Consider the following 21,487-nt stretch of genomic DNA (forward strand, 5'->3'; position numbering starts at 1 on the left):
GTTTGTCCGGGACAAATATCGTTATCCTTATCAAAGGGTAAAGGAGGAACCCTATGAATGAGTTGTTAATGGTATGCGAGCGTATAGCACCGGAATTAATGACCGTCTTAAAGGATCGCTATAAATTATTGAGTCATCTAGCCTATGAAGAACCTCTCGGCCGTAGGAGTTTAGCACTAGCTACGGATATATCAGAACGCGCAGTACGATCTCATGTTGATGCATTACGTGGTAACGGATTAGTTGAAATCTCTAAACCTGGTATCTATCTAAGTGCTGAAGGACGAGAACTAGTTCCCAAATTAAGGAGTATTCTTTATGAATATGAGCGTGTTGGCGAATTAGAGCAACGGTTGAAAGCGGCATTACATATTGATGATGTTATTATCACACCAAGTGAAGGATCATTAATGTTAAAACGCTTAGGTTTTACTGCTGCGAAAGTGGTTCAACGTATGGTAACCGATGAGTCTGTAGTAGCCGTTAGTGGTGGTAGTACCATGGCGGCAATGGCTGATGAAATGCCTAGTAGTGTGTTGCATCCCGTGGTTGTACCAGCCCGTGGTGGTGTTGGTGAAGTCGTCGAATATCAAGCGAATGTAATCGCCTCTGTATTAGCAGAACGTTGGCATGGCTCGTATAAGATGCTTCATTTACCAGATGGGCTATCTAAAGATTCCCTAGATATGCTTGTAACATTAGAACCACAAATCAAGGAGATTAGCGAATTAATCCATAGAACTGATATATTAGTTTTTGGTATTGGTCAAGCACTCCATATGGCCGATGTACGACATATACCGGAGGATGTGCGCCGTCAACTCGTTGATGGCGATGCCGTAGGTGAAGCATTAGGTCAGTATTGCTCTATGGATGGTTCTATCGTCTATGCGACGAACAACATAGGGCTTTCATTAAGGGATATAGTAAATATACCGCATGTCGTAGCTGTAGCAGGTGGCTTTGATAAAGCTGGTGCTATTATCAGCGTTATGAGGTCTTGTAAAAAGGGAATCCTCATAATAGATGACCAAGCAGCAGAAGGTATGCGTCAATTACTAAATATTCCTGCATTATAATTTAGTTTATTATTTTTAGTATTATATAGTTCTTTTGAGGAGGACAAAACAATGGCAGTTAAAGTTGGTATTAATGGTTTCGGTCGTATTGGTAAATGTGTAGTACGTGCGGCAATTAATAATCCAGATGTTGAAGTAGTAGCTATTAATGCGACTGGTGATAATGAGGGTACTGCATTATTGTTAAAATACGATTCCGTACATGGCACAATCCCTAATGAAGTAACATTTGACGATGAAAATATTTATGTAGATGGCAAAAAAATCCGCGTATTCCATGACCGTGATGCTTCTAAATTGCCTTGGTCTGAAGAAGGCGTAGAAATCGTTATGGAATGTACTGGTAAATACCGCGATGCAGAGGAAGCAAAGGTTCATTTGAATCAACCTACTGTTAAGAAAGTATTGATTTCTGCACCTGGTAAAAATGAAGACTTAACAATGGTTATGGGCGTTAACCAAGATATGTACGATCCTGCAAAACATCACATTATCTCTAATGCATCTTGTACAACTAACTGCTTGGCTCCATTTGCTAAAGTATTATGCGATGAATTTGGCATTAAACGCGGCATGATGACAACTATTCATTCCTATACTAATGACCAAAAAATTCTTGATGCACGTCATAAAGACCCTCGCCGTGCTCGTGCAGCAGCTATGTCTATTATTCCTACAACAACTGGTGCAGCAAAGGCTGTTGCTAAAGTATTGCCTCAATTAAAAGGTAAATTAGATGGTTTTGCATTGCGCGTTCCTACACCAGATGTATCCGCTACAGATCTTGTTTGCGAACTTGAAAAACCTGCTACTAAAGAAGAAATCAATGAAGCATTCCGCAAAGCAGCAGCTGGTGAATTAAAAGGTATCTTAGGCGTATCCGATGTGCCATTGGTATCCTGTGACTTTAGTTCTGATCCTCGTAGTTCCATTGTTGATGCTGATTTGACAATGGTTATGGATGGTAACATGGTGAAAGTTGTTTCTTGGTACGATAACGAATGGGGCTATTCTGAACGCCTTATCGATATGGCAGCTTTCGTAGCTAGTAAAGGTCTATAATGGGAGGAAATTCTAGGATGAAATTAACCATTTTAGATATGAATGTAGATAATAAACGCGTTTTTGTACGCGTGGATTTCAATGTGCCTATGAAGGATGGTGTTATCACTGATGACACTCGCATTCGTGGTGCACTAGATACAATCAAATATTTAATCGACCACAATGCTAAGGTCATTCTTGCATCTCACTTTGGTCGTCCAAAGGGGGAACGTAAATCGGATATGACATTGGCTCCTTGTGCTAAACGTTTATCTGAACTTATCAATAAACCAGTTGCATTTGTAGATGATTGCGTTGGTCCTAAGGTTGAGGCAGCTGTTGAAGCATTACAACCTGGCGATGTATTGATGCTTGAAAACTTGCGTTACCATAACGAAGAAACTAAAAACGATCCTGAGTTTGCTAAACAATTAGCCTCTCTTGCTGATGTAGCTATTAATGATGCATTTGGTGTATCTCATCGTAATGCAGCATCTGTAGTTGGCATTGCTGATTACATCCCTATGGGTGCAGGTTTCTTACTTAAAAAAGAAATTGATGCACTAAGTGCAGCTGTAGTACATCCAAAAACACCTATGGCTGCCATTATCGGTGGTGCTAAGGTAACAGATAAGATTTCTGTTATTTCCAATCTATTACCTAAGGTAGATGTTATGATTATCGGCGGCGGTATGGCGAATGCTTTCATTAAGGCGCAAGGATGTAACATTGGTAGTTCCTTATATGAAGATGGTCAAGATGCTATCGCTACAGATTTAGTTATGGAAGCACGCGTTGCAGGTGCTAGATTATTGACACCTATCGATGCTGTAGTGGCAGATGCTTTCAGCAATGATGCGAACACAAAAATCGTGGATGTCGATAACATCGAAGATGGCTGGATGATTTTGGATATCGGTCCTAAAACACGTGACCTATATACAGAAGCATTGGCTAATATGAAAACTATCATTTGGAATGGTCCAATGGGCGTATTTGAAATGGATAATTTTGCAGCTGGTACGAATGCAGTAGCTAAAGCCGTTGCAGAATCTGATGCTATGACTATCGTTGGTGGTGGTGATTCTGTAGCTGCTATTGAAAAAAGCGGCTTAGCAGATAAAATTAGCCATATTTCAACTGGTGGCGGTGCATCCCTTGAATTATTGGAAGGTAAGGTTTTGCCAGGTATTGCTGCTTTAACAGAGGCCTAATATGAGAAAACAAATTATTGCAGGAAACTGGAAGATGAACGGAACCATTGCATCTGGTTCTATCTTGATTGAAGCATTTACTAGTTTTCTAGGTGATAAAAACTTGGACTGTGAAGTAGTAGTTTGTCCGCCCTTTACTGCGCTTGAGAGAGCTGTGTCCTTAACACGAGATACACAGGTTGGCGTAGGGGCTCAAAATATGGATTATCATGATGCCGGTGCATTTACTGGCGAAGTTTCTCCGTTGATGTTAACGGAACTCGGTGTGTCCTATGTCATTATTGGCCATTCCGAACGCCGTGAGTACTATGGTGAAACAGATGCTATGGTTAATGAAAAGATTAAGAGTGCATTTCATCATAATTTGCAACCTATTGTCTGTGTTGGTGAAAGCCTTGCTCAGAGAGAGTCAAATGAAACGATTTCTTTCATTCACGGACAATTACAATGTGCATTACAAGATATTCCAGCGGATCAAGTGGAACAATTGATTATCGCTTATGAACCGATTTGGGCTATTGGTACGGGCAAGACTGCGACTGCTGATCAAGCAGAGGAAGTATGTAAATCTATACGTGATTATATAGCGGAACTATATAGCTCTGCTGTAGCTGAATCAGTTCGAATTCAATATGGTGGTAGTGTAAAGGCTAATAATGCGCGTGAAATTTTAAGTGAGCCTAATATTGATGGGGCCCTCGTTGGAGGCGCTTCGTTAATCGTGGATGAATTTAATGAAATCATCATGGCGGCTCAAGACGTAAGTAAATAACATACTAGAGGTATAAATATGGCAAAATTACAGGCACCCGTAATGCTAGTCATCCTAGATGGCTTTGGTATGGGGGACCAAACAGATACGACGAATGCCGTAGTACAAGCAAAACCAAGTTATTTTAATTATTTGTGGGATACGTATCCTCATACAACATTACAAGCTTCAGGTCTTGCAGTCGGTTTGCCAGAAGGGCAAATGGGTAATTCAGAAGTTGGACATCTCAACCTTGGTTCCGGCCGTATTGTATATCAAGACTTAACGCGTATTACGAAGGATGTAGAGAGTGGCGAGTTTTTTCAAAAGCCTGTAATACAAGAGTTATACAAGCATGCTAAGCATGGTAAATTACAAATTATTGGCCTTGTATCTGATGGCAATGTACATTGTTCTTTAGAGCATATTAAGGCCGTAATTGCTGGTGCTAAACATGAAGGCATTAAAGAGGTATATGTGCATGCACTTCTCGATGGACGCGATGTACCACCACAATCAGCATTAACCTATCTTAAGGACTTAGAATCTTTTATGTCCGATATAAACTGTGGGAAAATTGCTACTGTAAGTGGCCGTTACTATGGGATGGATCGCGATAACCGGTGGGACCGTGAGGAATTAGCCTATAATGCTATTGTTAATGGTGTTGGTAATAAGGCTAATTCTGCGTGTGACGCCGTTACACAATCCTATGATGATGGTGTGAATGATGAATTCGTAGTGCCTACAGTTATCGATCCAAACGGGATGATTTCTGATGGCGATGCCGTTATATTCTGTAACTTTAGACCTGATAGAGCTCGTGAATTGACGAAGGCTTTAACTTTACCTGATTTTGAAGGTTTTAAACGAGAACCTATATCTATCTTTATGGCGACAATGACTAAGTATGAGGATGGATTGCCTGTTCATATTGTCTATGAAAAGGATACGTTACATCATACATTAGGTGAGGTCCTTGCTGATGGAGGCTATCGTCAATTACGTATTGCTGAAACAGAGAAATACGCACATGTAACATATTTCTTTAATGGCGGTAATGAGGTTCCATTTGAAGGTGAAGACCGCATTCTTGTGCCATCTCCAGCAGTGGCAACCTACGATTTGCAACCTGAAATGAGTGCTCCTGAGGTAACCGATAAGGTAGTTGATGCTATTCATAGTGGTCAATACGATATGATTATCCTAAATTATGCAAATCCAGATATGGTAGGTCATACAGGCGATTTTAAAGCTGCAGTGAAAGCAATTCAAACTGTGGATGCAGGATTAGAACGTATTGCAAAGGCTATATTAGAGGTTGGAGGACAGCTTTTAGTTACCGCCGATCATGGTAATGCAGAGCAAATGGTCAATCATGAGACTGGAAAACCTCATACAGCCCATACAACGAATGTTGTGCCATTGATTTTAGTGGGAGCTCAGGATATACATAAACAACTTAAATCAGGTAAATTATGTGATATTGCACCGACAATGTTAGCGTTGGCTCATATTGATAAGCCAAGTAATATGACCGGTGAAAGTTTGTTATTAGATTAATTTAGTATATAAATAAGAGGTAGTAGTATGGCAGTAATTGAACAAGTCGTAGCTCGTGAAATTTTGGATTCTCGTGGTAATCCTACAGTAGAAGTAGAAGTATGTTTGGAAGATGGTACAATTGCAACAGCTGCAGTTCCTTCTGGTGCATCTACAGGGATGTTTGAAGCAGTAGAACTTCGCGATGGCGATAAAAAACGCTATGGTGGTAAAGGTGTTCTACAAGCCGTAGACAATGTAAATGCTAAAATTGGCCCAGCTATTATCGGCTATGATGCGACTGAACAAGTGGCGATTGATAATTTAATGCTTAAACTTGATGGCACAGATAACAAAGCTAACTTGGGTGCCAATGCAATTTTAGGTGTATCTATGGCTGTAGCACGAGCTGCTGCTGAATCTTTAGATTTGCCTTTGTTCTTATATCTAGGTGGTTTTAATGCTAAAGAACTTCCTGTTCCTATGATGAACATTCTAAATGGTGGTGCTCATGCTGATAATAACGTAGACCTTCAAGAGTTTATGATTATGCCAGTGGGGGCTAAAACATTTAGCGATGCATTGCGTAGCTGTGCAGAAGTATATCACACATTGAAATCCGTGCTTCACGATAAAGGTCTCAGCACTGCTGTAGGTGATGAAGGTGGTTTTGCACCAAACTTGGCATCTAATGAAGAAGCGTTAGAAGTAATCTGCGAAGCTATTAAACGTGCCGGTTATGAACTTGGTACAGATTTCAAATTAGCTCTCGATGTGGCTTCCAGTGAAATCTATAAAGATGGTAAATATCATCTAGAAGGCGAAGGCAAAGTATTGAGCGCTAGCGAAATGGTTGACTTCTATGAATACTTAGTCGATAAATATCCTATCGTATCTATCGAAGATGGCCTTGCAGAAGAAGATTGGGATGGATGGAAAGTATTAACCGAACGCCTTGGTAAGCGTGCTCAACTCGTAGGTGATGATTTATTCGTTACTAATACAAAACGCCTTGAAAAGGGTATCGACCTTGGCGTAGCTAATTCTATTCTTGTCAAAGTAAATCAAATTGGTACATTAACTGAAGCCTTTGATGCTATGGAAACTGCAAAACGCGCTGGCTACACATGCGTAGTATCTCACCGTTCCGGTGAAACAGAAGATACATTTATTGCAGATATTGCAGTAGCTGTTAATGCGGGCCAAATTAAAACAGGTGCGCCTGCACGTTCTGAACGTGTTGCTAAATATAATCAATTGCTTCGCATCGAAGAAATGTTATACGAAACAGCGCAATATAAAGGCGATGCAGTATTCTATAATTTGAAAAAATAGAATAATACATTTTATTTTAGAATCACATACTAGATAAGAGGCTCTTTTGAGTAGTGAAAACTCAAGAGAGTCTCTTTTTTGTTGTTTTTTTGCGTATCTGTACACGCATTGTGGATTTTTTAGAAATAAAGAGGAGTTTTTCTTATTATACAGAATTACATAGTGCAATGAGCAGAGGTGATGTATAAACACACCGCAAGGTATGAAGGAGGGGGTGGCATTGTATGTAGATGTTGCATTAGATTCAATCATTACATATGCCATTACGATTAGTGCTAGTGATATACATTTTGATCCTATTCCAGATGGCGTACAAGTGCGATTGAGAATTGATGGATTATTAACGGATTATATGTTTATCGATGCTACTGATGCGGAAATGATTGTAAACCGCATCAAGGTATTCAGTGGCATGGATATTAGCGAAAAGAGATTGCCTCAAGATGGGCGATGGGAATGGACAGCTAAATCGTATGCTGTCACCATGCGTGTATCTAGTTTGCCTAGTCTATATGGTGAGGCCATTGTGTGTCGTCTAATGGGAAATGAAGGAGTGCATAAAAATTTATTAGAACTGGGTATGTCAGTCGATTTACAGGAGAAGATTACCGCATTACTAAAACGACCCTATGGTCTCATTACCATTTGTGGACCTACGGGAAGTGGTAAAACGGCTACCTTATATGCCATGTTACGCATGTTGAATTTAAAGGAAACAAAACTTATATGTTTAGAGGATCCTGTAGAAGCAGCCATTGATGGAGCCATTCAAATAGGGATTAATGAAAAGATTGGATTCACCTTTTCTAAAGGATTACGCACTGTATTACGGCAAGATCCTGATTCTATTATGATTGGTGAAATACGAGACCATGAGACGGCACAGCTAGCTGTAAAAGCCGCTTTAACCGGACATCGTGTAATTACCACGGTTCATACGAATACCGCATTGGGTGTTATTGGGCGCCTTATTGATATGGGGGTCGAACCGTATTTACTGCATGCTACATTAATTGGTTCATTATCGCAGCGCCTCGTAAGACGTATTAATAGCACTACAAATTCTTATCAAGGACGATTAGGTTTGTTTGAATATGTAGAGATACCGTCTAGCGATATTGATTGGAATCATGTTGATACATATCTATATGTTTCATTGCAAGATTCGGCGCAGACTGCTATTAATTCGGGCATTACAACAGTAGAGGAGGTACATCGTGCAGGCATCTTATTGTGATTGTGTAGTGACAACCGACTCGATGATAACCATAGAAGATGTAATTTCCCTATCGTTAGAGCATAGTGCTACTGATATACATTTAGAGGTGGGAACACCGATTTATATTCGAGCTGCTAATGGGTTGGAATCTATTTCAAGTATTTGCAGTGTGGATATGATTAAAGATGTATTACAACGATGTGGCGTTACACATGATGAATGGCACTCTGTCGATAATGCTTTCACCAGCAATGGCATTCGAATTCGGGCTCATATTTATAGGGCTAATCATAGAATTTGTGGCACATTGAGACTACTCTGTCATGCTAATTTATCGCTAGATACATCTAAAGATAGTGATGTATTAAAACAAATTTGTGAATATCATGATGGGTTAGTCCTTGTTACAGGCCCTACAGGTAGTGGCAAATCATATACCTTAGCTTGTTGCATAGAATATATAAATAAAACTATGAATAAACACATAATAACGTTAGAAGATCCTGTGGAATATGAGTTCATACCCTTACAGTCAATCATTCATCAGCGCCAACTCGGAATTGATGTGGATTCGATGGCGCATGGGATACGTGATGCCTTGCGTGAGGATCCAGATGTCATTATGGTAGGAGAGTTGAGAGACCGAGATACGTTAGAGGCCGCATTACATGCTGCGGAAACAGGTCATCTTGTGCTGGCAACCATGCATACACAACGAGCAGTTATGGCCGTGCAACGCATGATATCTTTATTTCCTGGTGAACAACAAGATGAAGTGCGCAGCCAAGTATCACAAGTATTGCGTGCGGTCATATGTCAACGTTTGTTGCGATGGGAAACCTCGTTTATAACAATACGGGATATTCTGTTAAATACGAATGCAGTGGCAAATCTAATTAGAAATCGAAAGGAACCTCAAATTGTTTCGATTCAAGAAACGCAGGCCCCCATGAAGACATTAGAAATGGCAGTGCGTGATGTAAAAACGCAATATGGCTCAGTTCGCCAATTACATGCTCTATTGGAACAACAATTATCATAGAGGGATTACATGAATGCTTATGAATATACAGCGATAACAACAGACAAGAAAAGAATACAAGGCTTATTATGGGCCGATTCTGAGGATGAGGTTAGCACTAAACTCAAGTTAGAAGGATATGTCATTTGTAGTATCGCAAGATCCTCTAGTAAATCGGTACGTTGGAATCATAAACAAGTGAGCACCACAGCATATCAACTGGGATTACTGCTACAATCTGGTATTTCCCTTAGGCGTTCGTTAGAACTTTTAATGGATGGCTCGAAAACGATGTTATATCGCTCTTTATACGAGGGTATACAACGAGGTCAACCTTTATCAGAGGCTCTTCGAGAAAAGGGCTTTCCTCCTATAGCATTGGCATTACTTGAAAGTGGTGAAATGTCAGGGAATGTTGGAGAAGCTTTACAATATATAGCTTCTTATTATGAACGAGAACGAAAATACCAACAAAAGATAGTAAGTGCTATTTCATATCCCTTATTCTTACTGGTGCTTATGAATGTATTTTTCTTGGTTACTATATTATTTATTATTCCATCGTTCACCCGCGTATTTGCTACTATGCATATAGAATTACCATGGATGACAAAAGGTTTATTTGTATTAGGAACTTCCCTTCGAGAACATCCATTACTGTATGTTAGTGGGCATGTGGTTTTTATTGGAATACTCATATATGCTTTTAAACAATCTGCAATTCGATATAGATTTGATAGATGGTTATGGCAGTTGGCTCAACATAATACATTTTTAACATCTCTATATTATACGAATATTTTACATATTTGGTCATTATTGCTAGATTCGGGAATTTCAATTATCAATACTATAGATATTACAAAGCATATATGGCGAAATTCGTATGGTGAATCCTGTAGTAATCAAGTTTATAACATGCTTTGTAAAGGACATTCTTTTGGTGAAAGTTTAAAATCATCGTCTGTAGGGAACCCATTTATATGGCAAATGGTCGCTGTTGGAGAAGAAAGTGGTGAATTGGTAGCCATGTTGAATCATTGTAGTCACTATTATGAATCGTTGTTAACACAATATATAGCAAGAATGGAGCGCCTTATGGAACCTATACTCCTCACCATTATGGGCGTTGGCATTGCAGTCCTCGTTATATCCGTCATGTATCCATTATTTACATCAATATCATCTCTAGGTGGTCAATGAAAGGAGACTTTTTAAAATGCTTATGTATTGTAGAGAACTACTAACTCAATTAGAACGATCGTTTTTTAGATATATTAGTTTGCGTCGCATGCAACGAACTAAACAAGGTGGATTTACACTAGTAGAACTTATGGTGGTAGTAGCTGTTATTGCTATTTTGGCAGCTATTGCAATGCCTCAATTTATGTCCGCTGCCGATAAGGCAAAAAATGCTAAACAAGTGGCAGATATGCAAATCATACGTAATGCGACACAACTCTACATGATTGATAAAAGTTTAGATACGCCACCAACAGTAGAAAAATTATATCAAGAAGGTTACTTAACGGAGCATGTTAAAACTACAAAAGGTAAGGAATATGTTATTACCTATGAACAAGTTGCTGGTAATGCCGGTAAGTCTGTAGTCGTTACGGCCCCTGAAACATAAAGGATTTTGCAATGAAAGGGAGAAAGGAATATATCTGTTTAGTTATATGGATATTGTCAATTGTAATCCCATTAATGTATAGGGATTACACACTATTTGAAATTATATGTTATAGCTTCTTTTCACTATTTCTCGTAATAGGTGCTACCATTGATAAGCTATATTTCATATTACCTGATGAGGGTGCTATCGCTCTTACGATTATAGGTATCCTTTATAGCATCGTTGAACAGCATGCAGTTTTCGACACCTGTGTACATGTTTTGATCGTTGCTAGTATCAGTATCGCATTACGCATATTGAGTCGAGGTGGTCTTGGTTGGGGTGATATTAAATGGATGAGTGCTATATCCATATGGCTAACAAACATACAAATTATAGTTATGATTTACGTTTCTTGTTTTGCTAGTGTCCTCTATCTCGCCAGCTTATATAGTATTCGTAATACAGGTAGACGGTATATTCCTTTTGGCCCTTTCTTATGTATTGGAGCATGGAGTGCTTTGCATTTTGCTAATGTGTGGGAGGCGATATATTGGTCGGTGATAAAACACATTATTGTAATGGCTCTATATTAGTAGAGTGGCTTGTGGCGATTACCATTCTACTATCCTTGATTGGTATAGGCCTAAGTAGTATCGTTACCATACCATCACGTCATGAGTTGAATAGAAGTACTGAAGAAGTCGTATTAGCTATTAAGAAGGTTCAACTATGGGCTATGTTAGGACACCGGGATGATCGGATGGCACAGGGTGAGTTTATTTTAAAGAAACATTCTTATTCAATTCAAGAAGGGCTTATGCAGCATCATGTAGAGATAGAATTACCAGAACATATAGAAAGTGCTCATACTATGAAGCGCGTTTATTTTTCTGCTTATGGATTGCCCTATGATGGGACAGAATTTATTTTACAAGACTTACAAACCGGTGCGACAAATCGCATATGGATTTCTGTACAAACGGGACGTATTCGGTGGGAATCATTGTGATTATGACATGTGTACAAATAAGAACGTATCCAAACTACAAACATAGATTACGAACAGAACAATCTGGATTTTTATATGGTGATGCACTTATGGCAGTAACCTTAGTATTACTCATATTGCCAATCATACTTTATGTCTTGAGTAGTACCTTATCGATAGTAAAGACTACGTATACTCATGACTATATATTGCAGGATTCATTATCTTATATAGAAGCAGGGAAAGCGGTATATGATTCTGGTGGTGTACCAACAACAGGAACTATCTCATCATCGAATGGACATAATTTATCCAATATAACATTTAAACAAAGTGTTATAGAAGAAGTGGTAAATGGTGTATCTATACTACGATTTAGCGTACAAGCCGTTGATAATGGAGTTACTGTTTATGAGATATCTACGTTTCTTGGATCGAGTCATCATTGAAAATCATAGGACAAAATCATTCAATGGATTTATATTACCATCTCTACTTATTAGCGTTTTGATTAGTTCTTTCGTGATTCTCGTAATCATGACAATATGTATGACGTGTTATATATGGACCGAGCGAATTGATGATAGCCTGGCCATGTTAGAGGATGGCCGTTATACAAGACGCGCTATCGTATCTCATATTATTTGGAATCATTCTATGGTATCCATCAATGATCAGGGAGACCTGTTATCTATCAATGATACAAGCCGTACCGCGTTTACTGTTACTAGAAGGGCCTTATATAGAAAATTAAGTGATGGTAGCTTACAACCTTTGAGTGGAAGCCGCATCATAGGTACTGATGATAAGCGTAAACTGGATACTACCAAACCGTTTTCTATGAATCCTAATAGATTGGTTACTTTTAAATGGTCTATAAATAACCGGTTTAATAGTCAAACAGAGTATGCAAAAGGGTATGGAGGAATAGCAAATTATGAGGTGTCAACGGCGGTATCAACACATTCAGATTGGTTTAAAAAAACGAAGCATCTCTGACTATTCTTCGGGCATGGTTAGCTATGTAGCCATATATATTATGCTCATTTTATTAGTACTTATTTTAGGAATGAATAGGCTTGCGACCCTGTCACTAAGTAATACAACGGATGAAATGAGACTCATTGCATCTCATTATGCAGCAGAGCGTGGTGCGCGATGGTTCGTTACGTATTGCAATAACGGTGGCCGTTGGGATTATAGCGAGGCTATTGATGTAGAAAAAAACGATACTATCTATATATATATTAAGGCAGATCCAAAGGTTACTAATCCAAAACATGTGATGAGCTGTGCTGTATTAGATGGTGTATCAAGTCGTGTTCATATATATGTAAAAGAAAAAGAAAATCATACATTAGAGGTTATTAGTGTAAAACCATATTGAGGAGGACATCACTATGAAAGAGAAAAAACAGATACATACAGGGCTTTGTATTACGGATGATAGAATTGTTGCCACTACAGCACATATTGAAAATAAAACTATGATTATTACTGATGCAATGGAGATGAAACGGTCTAGTACAATTGATGAAGATATAGCTGAATTTATCAATACCTATAATCTAGAAGAGGGAGAATATAGTATTGTCGCTTGTATACCTACGGAAATGACGATGGCTAGTTTTGATCCTCATGATTTTGATGTAAAGGAGTTTATAAAGTGGAATATAGAAGATACATTTAATTTTGGCGAACATGAATTTGAACTTGATGCTTGTCGTAGAGAGTATCCACGACATAATTATTATTTGTTTTTAGCCGCCGTAGACCGGCATGAACTTGAATTACTACGCCAAGGTATACGCGATACATGTGCACCTGTCGATACTATTGATTGTTGGCCATTACCAGTTACATATGGATTGATGCATAGAACAGGAACGGTTACGGGTATCGTAGAACCAGCCGGTATGCATTTATGGGCTTGGTGGAAGGATACTTGTGTGAAGGAATGTATTGTAAAGATAAATGGTGCAGATATTAGTACCGCATTGATTGAAATGGAAGAAATGTTGCAGCGATTTGGCGTAGAAGAAATTCAAGGTATACATTTTTATAATACTGATAATTTAAATGAAGAGCAGCGTATCGATATAAGCGCATTACAAGAGGTATACGGAAATACCGAATATATACCTATGATGTTTCTTGGACGAGGTCGCACGCGTTGCACATTAGGTGAATTAGATTGGGATATGGCGATTGGAATGGCTACGCGGGGGTTACGGTGGATTGGACAAGGATGGTAATGAAAGATTAATAAATTTTATGCCCCGTTCATTACGATGGTATATTTGGCTATGTAAATATAAGTTGTATATATATGCTACTGCAGGAGTGATTATATTACTCAGTGCTTTTTGTCTTGGTATGGGGGTCTATTCTTATAAAACTTATACTGAACAGGTAGCGAAGTACGAACAAATACAGATGGATGAACAATCCAAGCATATACGAGATCAATATCATGCTATGGAGGATACCATGTCGCGGTTGTTACAACATGGCGCACAATTAGATAATCAATATTGTCTTGTTACATTATTGGATGGAGCTATGTCAACAAGAGGAACCATTACGTTACGACATATAGAATTTTCTGAAGGAGGGTTTACTGTTGATGGTGATGCAACAAATGATGAAGCTTATCATTCGTATGTTCAATATGTTCAAGCTCATATGAAACAGGTGATTTGTGATGGGAAACAACAAGTGGAAAAAGCAGATGGACCTTGTTCATTCCATTTGGATGGACATACAAAACAGCATGACACCAAACCTAAGGAGGATATTCCTAGCGTGTAGTATAAGCATTATGATTGCTTTTTCTTCATTATGGATATATAGATACTATACAGAGCAATGCGAAGCGGTGGTAGAGAACATTGAATATTACCAATTGGAAACAACAGTAAAAGAGCAATTTTTATCTTCTCATACATATGAGTTGATTTCATCCTTATTGCTGCATGAATATTGGGTAGATGATATATATCAAAGTATAAATAGAGAACCTTTAATCATAACGAGTAGTTCTCATCATGATGATGCATTAGATCTTACTCTGGTTGGAACCAGTCAGTCCTTTTTATCTTGGTATAATATGGTACAACAGAAGATAAAGTATTGTCATATACAGATTATGTCCATTGATACAAAAGGAAATAGTATATTTTTTACATGCAAGGTTACGCCATTAGTGATGTAAAGAAAATGAACATACAATAATGAGTAATAATTCTCATTATTGTATGTTCATTTTTGTTTTTATGCCAATTTTATAGTAAAATAAATTTTAACGTAAGAATAAGGGGCAATAGTAACATGATAGTAAAACGAAATATTATTCTCATTGGGTCCATGGGAAGTGGAAAAAGCCATTTTGGACGTAATCTGGCAGATTTAAAAGGATGGCAATTCGTGGATACCGATCGAGTATTGGAAGGTCGTTTTGGGTTGCCCATTGCAGAAATTTATAAAAAGATTGGCGAAAAAGCATTTCGTCGTGCTGAATTAGAGGTTCTAAAAAAAGTTTCCCTATATCACGAGGCGGTTATTAGTGTAGGTGGAAATTTTCCTATAGAGCATAGAACGCTTAGATCGCTTAAGAAATTTTCTTTTATTATAGGTATACGAGCGGCACAATACCGAATTGTAAGCCGCGTCAATCGTCGTGTGGGCAAACGACCAACGATGGATTATACCAATGTTTCTGCCTTTGTTCATAATATGATTCAGGCATGGAAGCCAGTATATAAACAATGTGATTATGTATTGGATACGACTAATGGACGTACCTATGATTTTATGAAAGCAATTGAGCGTCAATTGGATACTATAGGTGTTCAATTTAAGGCGCGAAGACAACCCAAAACAACTGAAATTATGTCTAAAGACATACAAGCTGAACCAAAGCAGCAGAAGGGACATAGACATGAAAAAAATAGCATTACTAACAAGCGGCGGAGACGCACCAGGAATGAACGCAGCCATTCGCGCCATCACAAGAAAAGCAATTCATGAGGGCCTTAGCGTATATGGTATAGAACGAGGATTTGAGGGCATTATTAATAGTGAAATAAGACCCTTACACGCTCGTGATGTGGGCGGTATTATTACCACTGGCGGTACAATTCTTAGAACGGCTCGCTATCCAGAGTTTAAAAATTTAGATGTGCAGCAACGAGCCTATCGAATATTACAAGATTTTGGTATCGATCATTTAATCGTTATTGGCGGTGATGGATCACAAGCTGGTGCAGAGGCTCTGATGCGGCTCGGTCAATCTACGATAACCATTCCTTGTACCATAGATAACGATATGAATGGTACTCAATATACGATTGGTTTTGACACCGCACTTAATACTGTAGTTGATGCGGTAGGACGTATTCGGGATACATCAAACTCTCATGAACGAGTGGCTATAATCGAAGTTATGGGGCGCCATGCGGGACACATTGCATTACAAGCTGGGTTGGCGAGTGGTGCAGAGCTTGTATTAGTACCTGAATACCCAATGCCATTAGATGAGGTATGTGAACATATTAATAAGACTCATCAGTTAGGTAAAGAATATAGTATTATACTCGTTGCTGAAGGGGCCTACTCTAGTGGTGAGGTTAAAGAGTATATTAAACAACATACATACTTTGATCCGAGTTTAACAGTTCTAGGCTATTTACAACGCGGTGGTGCACCATCTGCATTAGATGCTATTTTAGCTGCTCGTATGAGTGAGTTGGCAGTGGATTGCTTAGTACGTGGAGAACATAATTGTATTACTGGGTATGTTGATGGTCAGATTCGAGCTATACCCTATGAAAACGCTAAAACAATGAAGTTTGGCATTGATAAAAGTCAGTATGAATTAATCTCTATATTGAGTCATTAAAATGAATTCGTAAAATTATATTGTATAATCGGTAAAATTCTAGTACAATATGGTAAATAATAATGAAATGACTCATTTATTAAGGAGTATATATGAAAGAATTATTTCAGAAGCACCGTAAACGTATTATTGGTGGTGTTATTGCTATCTGTTTATTAGGTGGTGGTGGCTATTATTATGTTCATACAAATGATAGTGCACAGACCCAGCAGAAATATACAACCGGCAAGGTTGAAAAGGGCGATGTAAAGACTAGTATTAGTGCTACGGGTACTATTAACCCTGTTAATTATGTCGATGTATCCACAAATGTGGCTGGTAAACTTGAAAAAGTATTGGTCAAGGAAAATGATCATGTTACGCAAGGTCAAGTGATCGCCTATATTGATACACGACAATTACAAGCTCAGGTCGATAATGCAAAGGCTGCTCTTGATAAAGCACGCTTAGATATGAATCGCTATAAAGCGCTAATCGATCAAAATGCTGTAGCAGCGCAAACTTATGATGATGCTGTGACTGCATATGAACAAGCTCAGTCAACTTATGATAGAGTATCTGCTGATTTAAATGATGCTACTATCACTGCTCCTATGTCGGGTACCGTAGTAGGGACACCTCTTAAGGCCGGGCAAACGATTAGTACAGGCATTTCGACACAAATGATCATTGCGACCATAGCGGATTTATCTGATTTAGAAATTTATTTGACAGTTGATGAAACTGATATTGGCAATGTAAAAAATGGCTCTAAGGTAGAATTTACTGTTGACTCTAAGCCAGGTCAAACTTTCACAGGCTATGTATCTGAAATTGCAAAAGGTACTAAAGGGAATATGGGTGTTACAAGTAATAGCGTAGTGTATTATACTGTGAAAGTATCGATTCCAGCTGATATTTCCTCGAATTTCTTGCCATCTATGACCGCACGTGCCACAATCTTTGGCGATGATATTAAGAATACCCTTGTTGTACCATTAACAGCGGTACGTACTGATAAACAAGGTGAATATGTATATGTTATCAAAGATGGTCAACCTGTTAGAACTGCTGTATCTACAGGTGTAACGGGTGATACAAATGTTCAAATCTTAAGCGGCGTTTCCGAAGGTGATGAAATTATTGTTAGTGGTGATGTAACGGGCCCTAAGAATAACTCTCATGGACCATTTTAAGCGTAGGTGAACTATGAATCAGTCAGTTATTGATATTCAAGGTATTACAAAGACCTATGTAAATGGTAAGTTAACGGTTCCCGTTCTACATGGTATAGATTTACAGGTACAAAAAGGTGATTTCGTGTCTATCATGGGCCCTTCTGGTTCTGGTAAGTCTACCTTTATGAACATTTTAGGTTGCTTAGATAGACCTACATCGGGATCCTATCGCTTGAATGGGAATGAAGTTGCTAATCTCAGTGATGATGAGTTAGCATACGTACGTAACAAAGAAATTGGCTTTGTGTTTCAAAGTTTCAATCTATTAACAAAATTAACGGCTATTGAAAATGTGGCTTTGCCCATGGTGTATGCAGGCATCGATAAAAAAACACGTACTACTCGTGCAGAGGCTTTGCTTACATCTGTAGGCTTGGGTGACCGTATGGATCATTTACCGGCAGAACTATCCGGTGGCCAACGTCAACGTGTGGCGATTGCCCGTGCATTGGCCAATGACCCCGCTATCATCATGGCTGATGAACCGACAGGGAATTTGGATTCGAAATCGACTATAGATGTTATGAATATCTTTAGAGGCCTCTATGACGAAGGCCGTACCATAATTCTTGTTACCCATGAACCTGAAATTGCAACCTATGCAAGTCGAAACGTTGTATTGCGTGATGGCTTAATTGTGGAGGATAAGAAAAATGTAAATATGACTCCTGTTCAGGAGGTGACACATGTATAAAGAAAGTTTCTTAATGGCCTGGGCATCGTTGATTGCCAATAAAATGAGATCTATTTTAACGATGCTGGGTATTATTATTGGTGTAGCTGCTGTTATTGCCCTTGTGTCAATCGGTAATGGTGTTAAACAAGATATTCAGAATTCCATTTCTAGTTTAGGTTCCAATCTATTGATGGTTATGCCTGGTGCTCCACGTACACCGGGTGTGCGTCCATCACAGGGATCTATGAAATCTTTGAAGGTTTCTGATTATCAAGCTATTAGCAAATTAGATGGCGTCAAGGCAGCAAGTCCATATACAGCTAATTCTTATGTAACTATATACCAAAGTAAGAACTGGACTACTACTGTTAGTGGTGTAAGTAGTAACTTTCAAGATGTAAATAATTGGACCATGGCTGAAGGTCGATTTATCTCTAGCAAGAATGTAGAAAATCGTGAACGGGTAGCTGTTGTGGGACAAACCGTAGTTAAGAACTTATTTGCTGGTGAGGACCCAGTGGGTAAGGAAATTCGTGTTAAAAATATTCCGTTCCGCGTTATCGGTGTTCTTAACAGTAAAGGGAATGGTACTATGGGGAATGACCAAGATGATACTATCTTCATTCCTTACACGACAGCTATGGAGCGGGTAGAAGGTGTCGATTACTTGCGTATGGTCTACGTTGTTGCTAATGATGATAACGGTATTGACCGTTTGCAATCGGATATAGAAAATCTATTGCGTGTACGTCATAGCATTAAGGACACAAACCTTGATGATTTCAACATTCAGAATATGAAATCGATTATGGAAACGATGGAGCAGACGACAGGAACCTTGACCTTGTTCTTAGGTGCTGTAGCTGCTATTTCTCTTGTTGTAGGTGGTATTGGGATTATGAATATCATGCTCGTTTCCGTTACCGAACGGACTCGTGAAATTGGTATTCGTAAGGCCTTAGGTGCTACATACTTTGTCATTGTTACACAATTCTTAATCGAAGCTGTTGTAATCAGTCTTATGGGCGGTCTCATAGGCATTGCTCTCGGTATAGGTGCGTCAAAACTGATAGGATTGGCATCTGGTATGAGTACAGTTATTTCGGTACCGACTATCGTGTTATCCTTTGCATTCTCCATGGCCATCGGTTTGGTATTCGGTATTTATCCTGCGCGAAAAGCGGCTAAATTGAATCCAATTGATGCGTTACACTATGAATAGTATTGGTAGATGCAGATATTTGGGAGATCTCACATTTATATAATGTAATAGACATATTCGCATACAGTGCGTTGCATGATACAATTAAGTATGATGTAACGCACTATTTTTAATTTAGTGAGGAAATTATGGCAACAACATTATTGGAATATTTTAATGAATTACGTACACAGAATCCTTTTTCCTGGGTAAAAGATTCTGAGGTGACAACTGTAGAACCTGGTCATGCAGAAATGACGTTACAAACAAATGAAACAGAGTACTGCAATTTTAGGGGCCATTTGCATGGTGCTGTTTGTATTGGATTTGCAGATAGCTTGATGGGAACGGCATGCTTTACACTAGGAAAATCGGTGAGTACCATTGATATTAATGGTAACTATTTGAAAGCTGTCAAAGGCGGAACAGTATTGCGTGGTGTAGCGAATGTGGAACACAGTGGTAAAACTACGATGGTGGCTACTGCGCGTATTTATAACGAGTTAGGTGAAGTGGTACATATAGCAAGAGGTACGTTTTTTGTGGTAGAAGAGCGTCCTTTACCGGATTTACCTTGGAGATTCATTGAAGAAGATGACCCAAATTTGGTATAATGAGGGTTGAACTTTGTAATTTAGGAGGACGGTTGTATGGAACAAGAATTACAACGCATTAAAGAAGAAGCCTTATCTGCTATTAAAAGCGCTTCTGATGAACAAGCGTTGCAAGACGTACGCGTAAAATATTTAGGTAAAAAAGGTGAAGTAACAGCATTGCTAAAAGGATTGGGTAAACTTTCCCCAGAGGAACGCCCTAAAATGGGGGCTCTTGTCAATGCAGTTCGTCAAGCATTAGAGGAAGAAATCGATGCATTGAAAACTTCTATGGAAGTAGCGGCTATGAACGCTCGCTTGGAAGAGGAAAAAATCGATATCACTCTACCTGGTAGAGCTCCCAAAACAGGACATATTCATCCGTTGACAACAGTAAACGAAATGATTGAAGATTTCTTCATGAAAATGGGCTATACCGTTGAAGAAGGTCCTGAAATCGAACAAGATCACTTTAACTTTGAGTGTCTTAATTTACCAAAAGATCATCCAGCACGCGATATGCAAGACTCTTTCTATATTACAGAAAATTTCTTGCTTAGAACTCATACATCTCCTGTACAAGCACGTACCATGCAACGTCATGAGCCGAATAGCCCGATTCGCATGATTGCGCCTGGTAAGGTGTATCGCTGGGACTATGATGCTACGCATTCACCAGTATTCCATCAAGTAGAAGGCTTGATTATTGATGAACACATTACGTTCGCTGATTTGAAAGGAACCATTGAAACATTCCTACGCCATATGTTTGGTGATGAAACAAAGGTACGTTTCCGTACAAGCTTCTTCCCATTCACAGAACCATCTGCAGAGGTAGATATCTCCTGTGTAATGTGTGGTGGTGAAGGCTGTCGTGTATGCTCTCATACAGGGTGGCTTGAAATCTTAGGTTGTGGTATGGTACATCCTCGTGTACTTGAGCTTAATGGCTATGATCCTAATAAGGTGAAAGGGTTTGCCTTTGGTATGGGCGTAGAGCGTATTGCTATGTTGTTATATGGTATTGGCGATTTACGTCTATTCTTTGAAGATGATATCCGTTTCTTGGAACAATTTTAGGAGGTAGAA

The 21,487-nt window shown here is 38.8% G+C and carries 23 protein-coding genes; all 23 read left to right on the forward strand.

The features are described from left to right. The first annotated feature begins 53 nt into the window (after window positions 1–53). Window positions 54–1,079: a sugar-binding domain-containing protein gene (locus tag RYP29_RS03620; protein ID WP_311532274.1), complete on the forward strand. Its 1,026-nt coding sequence runs from the start codon at window positions 54–56 to the stop codon at window positions 1,077–1,079. A 51-nt stretch (window positions 1,080–1,130) separates the two neighbouring features. Then, complete coding sequence (gene gap / locus RYP29_RS03625; RefSeq protein ID WP_005376357.1) at window positions 1,131–2,141, forward strand: type I glyceraldehyde-3-phosphate dehydrogenase; 1,011 nt, start codon at window positions 1,131–1,133, stop codon at window positions 2,139–2,141. A 17-nt stretch (window positions 2,142–2,158) separates the two neighbouring features. After that, on the forward strand, window positions 2,159–3,337 hold the full coding sequence (locus RYP29_RS03630) for a phosphoglycerate kinase (protein WP_205096978.1): 1,179 nt from the start codon (window positions 2,159–2,161) through the stop codon (window positions 3,335–3,337). A gap of 1 nt (window position 3,338) precedes the next feature. Further along, entirely contained in the window at window positions 3,339–4,109 is a 771-nt protein-coding gene (gene tpiA / locus RYP29_RS03635; RefSeq protein ID WP_311532277.1) for a triose-phosphate isomerase, read from the forward strand. An 18-nt stretch (window positions 4,110–4,127) separates the two neighbouring features. After that, a complete protein-coding gene (gene gpmI / locus RYP29_RS03640) occupies window positions 4,128–5,651 on the forward strand; it encodes a 2,3-bisphosphoglycerate-independent phosphoglycerate mutase (RefSeq protein WP_311532278.1) in 1,524 nt (507 codons plus the stop codon). A 27-nt stretch (window positions 5,652–5,678) separates the two neighbouring features. Further along, window positions 5,679–6,965 (forward strand): phosphopyruvate hydratase, encoded by a 1,287-nt coding sequence (gene eno / locus RYP29_RS03645; RefSeq protein WP_311532280.1) that lies wholly within the window; start codon window positions 5,679–5,681, stop codon window positions 6,963–6,965. 220 nt (window positions 6,966–7,185) lie between these two features. After that, window positions 7,186–8,202, forward strand: a complete 1,017-nt coding sequence (locus RYP29_RS03650) for a GspE/PulE family protein (protein ID WP_038148830.1) — start codon at window positions 7,186–7,188, stop codon at window positions 8,200–8,202. Window positions 8,203–8,224: 22 nt separating this feature from the next. Beyond that, window positions 8,225–9,226: an ATPase, T2SS/T4P/T4SS family gene (locus RYP29_RS03655; RefSeq protein ID WP_205097053.1), complete on the forward strand. Its 1,002-nt coding sequence runs from the start codon at window positions 8,225–8,227 to the stop codon at window positions 9,224–9,226. Window positions 9,227–9,235: 9 nt separating this feature from the next. Beyond that, window positions 9,236–10,408, forward strand: coding sequence for a type II secretion system F family protein (locus tag RYP29_RS03660; RefSeq protein WP_311532282.1), 1,173 nt, complete (start codon window positions 9,236–9,238; stop codon window positions 10,406–10,408). 16 nt (window positions 10,409–10,424) lie between these two features. Continuing rightward, window positions 10,425–10,838, forward strand: coding sequence for a competence type IV pilus major pilin ComGC (locus RYP29_RS03665; RefSeq protein ID WP_005376366.1), 414 nt, complete (start codon window positions 10,425–10,427; stop codon window positions 10,836–10,838). A gap of 74 nt (window positions 10,839–10,912) precedes the next feature. Then, window positions 10,913–11,416 carry a prepilin peptidase gene (locus RYP29_RS03670; RefSeq protein WP_311532305.1) on the forward strand — a complete coding sequence of 168 codons (504 nt, stop codon included), beginning with the start codon at window positions 10,913–10,915 and terminating at the stop codon, window positions 11,414–11,416. Continuing rightward, a complete protein-coding gene (locus RYP29_RS03675; protein ID WP_005379215.1) occupies window positions 11,374–11,832 on the forward strand; it encodes a hypothetical protein in 459 nt (152 codons plus the stop codon). The genes RYP29_RS03670 and RYP29_RS03675 overlap by 43 nt, the downstream gene beginning before the upstream one ends. Window positions 11,833–11,834: 2 nt before the next feature. Then, window positions 11,835–12,260, forward strand: coding sequence for a hypothetical protein (locus RYP29_RS03680; RefSeq protein ID WP_311532307.1), 426 nt, complete (start codon window positions 11,835–11,837; stop codon window positions 12,258–12,260). 488 nt (window positions 12,261–12,748) lie between these two features. Next, entirely contained in the window at window positions 12,749–13,198 is a 450-nt protein-coding gene (locus RYP29_RS03685; protein WP_311532286.1) for a hypothetical protein, read from the forward strand. A gap of 13 nt (window positions 13,199–13,211) precedes the next feature. Continuing rightward, entirely contained in the window at window positions 13,212–14,066 is an 855-nt protein-coding gene (locus RYP29_RS03690) for a hypothetical protein (protein WP_311532288.1), read from the forward strand. 235 nt (window positions 14,067–14,301) lie between these two features. Further along, window positions 14,302–14,622, forward strand: coding sequence for a hypothetical protein (locus tag RYP29_RS03695; protein ID WP_255308897.1), 321 nt, complete (start codon window positions 14,302–14,304; stop codon window positions 14,620–14,622). Between the two features lie 519 nt (window positions 14,623–15,141). Continuing rightward, complete coding sequence (locus RYP29_RS03700) at window positions 15,142–15,840, forward strand: shikimate kinase (protein WP_311532290.1); 699 nt, start codon at window positions 15,142–15,144, stop codon at window positions 15,838–15,840. Beyond that, on the forward strand, window positions 15,797–16,711 hold the full coding sequence (locus tag RYP29_RS03705) for an ATP-dependent 6-phosphofructokinase (RefSeq protein ID WP_009661267.1): 915 nt from the start codon (window positions 15,797–15,799) through the stop codon (window positions 16,709–16,711). Before RYP29_RS03700 ends, RYP29_RS03705 begins: the two co-directional genes overlap by 44 nt. A 92-nt stretch (window positions 16,712–16,803) precedes the next feature. Further along, window positions 16,804–17,886, forward strand: coding sequence for an efflux RND transporter periplasmic adaptor subunit (locus RYP29_RS03710; RefSeq protein ID WP_118353972.1), 1,083 nt, complete (start codon window positions 16,804–16,806; stop codon window positions 17,884–17,886). Between the two features lie 13 nt (window positions 17,887–17,899). Continuing rightward, on the forward strand, window positions 17,900–18,622 hold the full coding sequence (locus tag RYP29_RS03715) for an ABC transporter ATP-binding protein (protein WP_311532293.1): 723 nt from the start codon (window positions 17,900–17,902) through the stop codon (window positions 18,620–18,622). After that, entirely contained in the window at window positions 18,615–19,826 is a 1,212-nt protein-coding gene (locus RYP29_RS03720; RefSeq protein WP_060807774.1) for an ABC transporter permease, read from the forward strand. Before RYP29_RS03715 ends, RYP29_RS03720 begins: the two co-directional genes overlap by 8 nt. 128 nt (window positions 19,827–19,954) lie before the next feature. Next, complete coding sequence (locus tag RYP29_RS03725) at window positions 19,955–20,419, forward strand: PaaI family thioesterase (protein ID WP_005379184.1); 465 nt, start codon at window positions 19,955–19,957, stop codon at window positions 20,417–20,419. 36 nt (window positions 20,420–20,455) lie between these two features. Further along, on the forward strand, window positions 20,456–21,478 hold the full coding sequence (gene pheS / locus RYP29_RS03730) for a phenylalanine--tRNA ligase subunit alpha (RefSeq protein ID WP_005379195.1): 1,023 nt from the start codon (window positions 20,456–20,458) through the stop codon (window positions 21,476–21,478). Window positions 21,479–21,487: the final 9 nt, after the last annotated feature.

The sequence above is a fragment of the uncultured Veillonella sp. genome (assembly GCF_963534045.1).
In the GTDB taxonomy this organism is placed as follows: Bacteria; Bacillota; Negativicutes; order Veillonellales; family Veillonellaceae; genus Veillonella.

Coding starts and splice junctions, on each gene's coding strand:
- RYP29_RS03620 (WP_311532274.1), top strand. CDS start 54: ATGAATGAGTTGTTAATGGTATGCGAGCGTATAGCACCGGAATTAATG.
- gap (WP_005376357.1), top strand. CDS start 1,131: ATGGCAGTTAAAGTTGGTATTAATGGTTTCGGTCGTATTGGTAAATGT.
- RYP29_RS03630 (WP_205096978.1), top strand. CDS start 2,159: ATGAAATTAACCATTTTAGATATGAATGTAGATAATAAACGCGTTTTT.
- tpiA (WP_311532277.1), top strand. CDS start 3,339: ATGAGAAAACAAATTATTGCAGGAAACTGGAAGATGAACGGAACCATT.
- gpmI (WP_311532278.1), top strand. CDS start 4,128: ATGGCAAAATTACAGGCACCCGTAATGCTAGTCATCCTAGATGGCTTT.
- eno (WP_311532280.1), top strand. CDS start 5,679: ATGGCAGTAATTGAACAAGTCGTAGCTCGTGAAATTTTGGATTCTCGT.
- RYP29_RS03655 (WP_205097053.1), top strand. CDS start 8,225: ATGATAACCATAGAAGATGTAATTTCCCTATCGTTAGAGCATAGTGCT.
- RYP29_RS03660 (WP_311532282.1), top strand. CDS start 9,236: ATGAATGCTTATGAATATACAGCGATAACAACAGACAAGAAAAGAATA.
- RYP29_RS03665 (WP_005376366.1), top strand. CDS start 10,425: ATGCTTATGTATTGTAGAGAACTACTAACTCAATTAGAACGATCGTTT.
- RYP29_RS03670 (WP_311532305.1), top strand. CDS start 10,913: ATGTATAGGGATTACACACTATTTGAAATTATATGTTATAGCTTCTTT.
- RYP29_RS03680 (WP_311532307.1), top strand. CDS start 11,835: ATGACATGTGTACAAATAAGAACGTATCCAAACTACAAACATAGATTA.
- RYP29_RS03685 (WP_311532286.1), top strand. CDS start 12,749: ATGAGGTGTCAACGGCGGTATCAACACATTCAGATTGGTTTAAAAAAA.
- RYP29_RS03690 (WP_311532288.1), top strand. CDS start 13,212: ATGAAAGAGAAAAAACAGATACATACAGGGCTTTGTATTACGGATGAT.
- RYP29_RS03695 (WP_255308897.1), top strand. CDS start 14,302: ATGTCGCGGTTGTTACAACATGGCGCACAATTAGATAATCAATATTGT.
- RYP29_RS03700 (WP_311532290.1), top strand. CDS start 15,142: ATGATAGTAAAACGAAATATTATTCTCATTGGGTCCATGGGAAGTGGA.
- RYP29_RS03705 (WP_009661267.1), top strand. CDS start 15,797: ATGAACGCAGCCATTCGCGCCATCACAAGAAAAGCAATTCATGAGGGC.
- RYP29_RS03710 (WP_118353972.1), top strand. CDS start 16,804: ATGAAAGAATTATTTCAGAAGCACCGTAAACGTATTATTGGTGGTGTT.
- RYP29_RS03715 (WP_311532293.1), top strand. CDS start 17,900: ATGAATCAGTCAGTTATTGATATTCAAGGTATTACAAAGACCTATGTA.
- RYP29_RS03720 (WP_060807774.1), top strand. CDS start 18,615: ATGTATAAAGAAAGTTTCTTAATGGCCTGGGCATCGTTGATTGCCAAT.
- RYP29_RS03725 (WP_005379184.1), top strand. CDS start 19,955: ATGGCAACAACATTATTGGAATATTTTAATGAATTACGTACACAGAAT.
- pheS (WP_005379195.1), top strand. CDS start 20,456: ATGGAACAAGAATTACAACGCATTAAAGAAGAAGCCTTATCTGCTATT.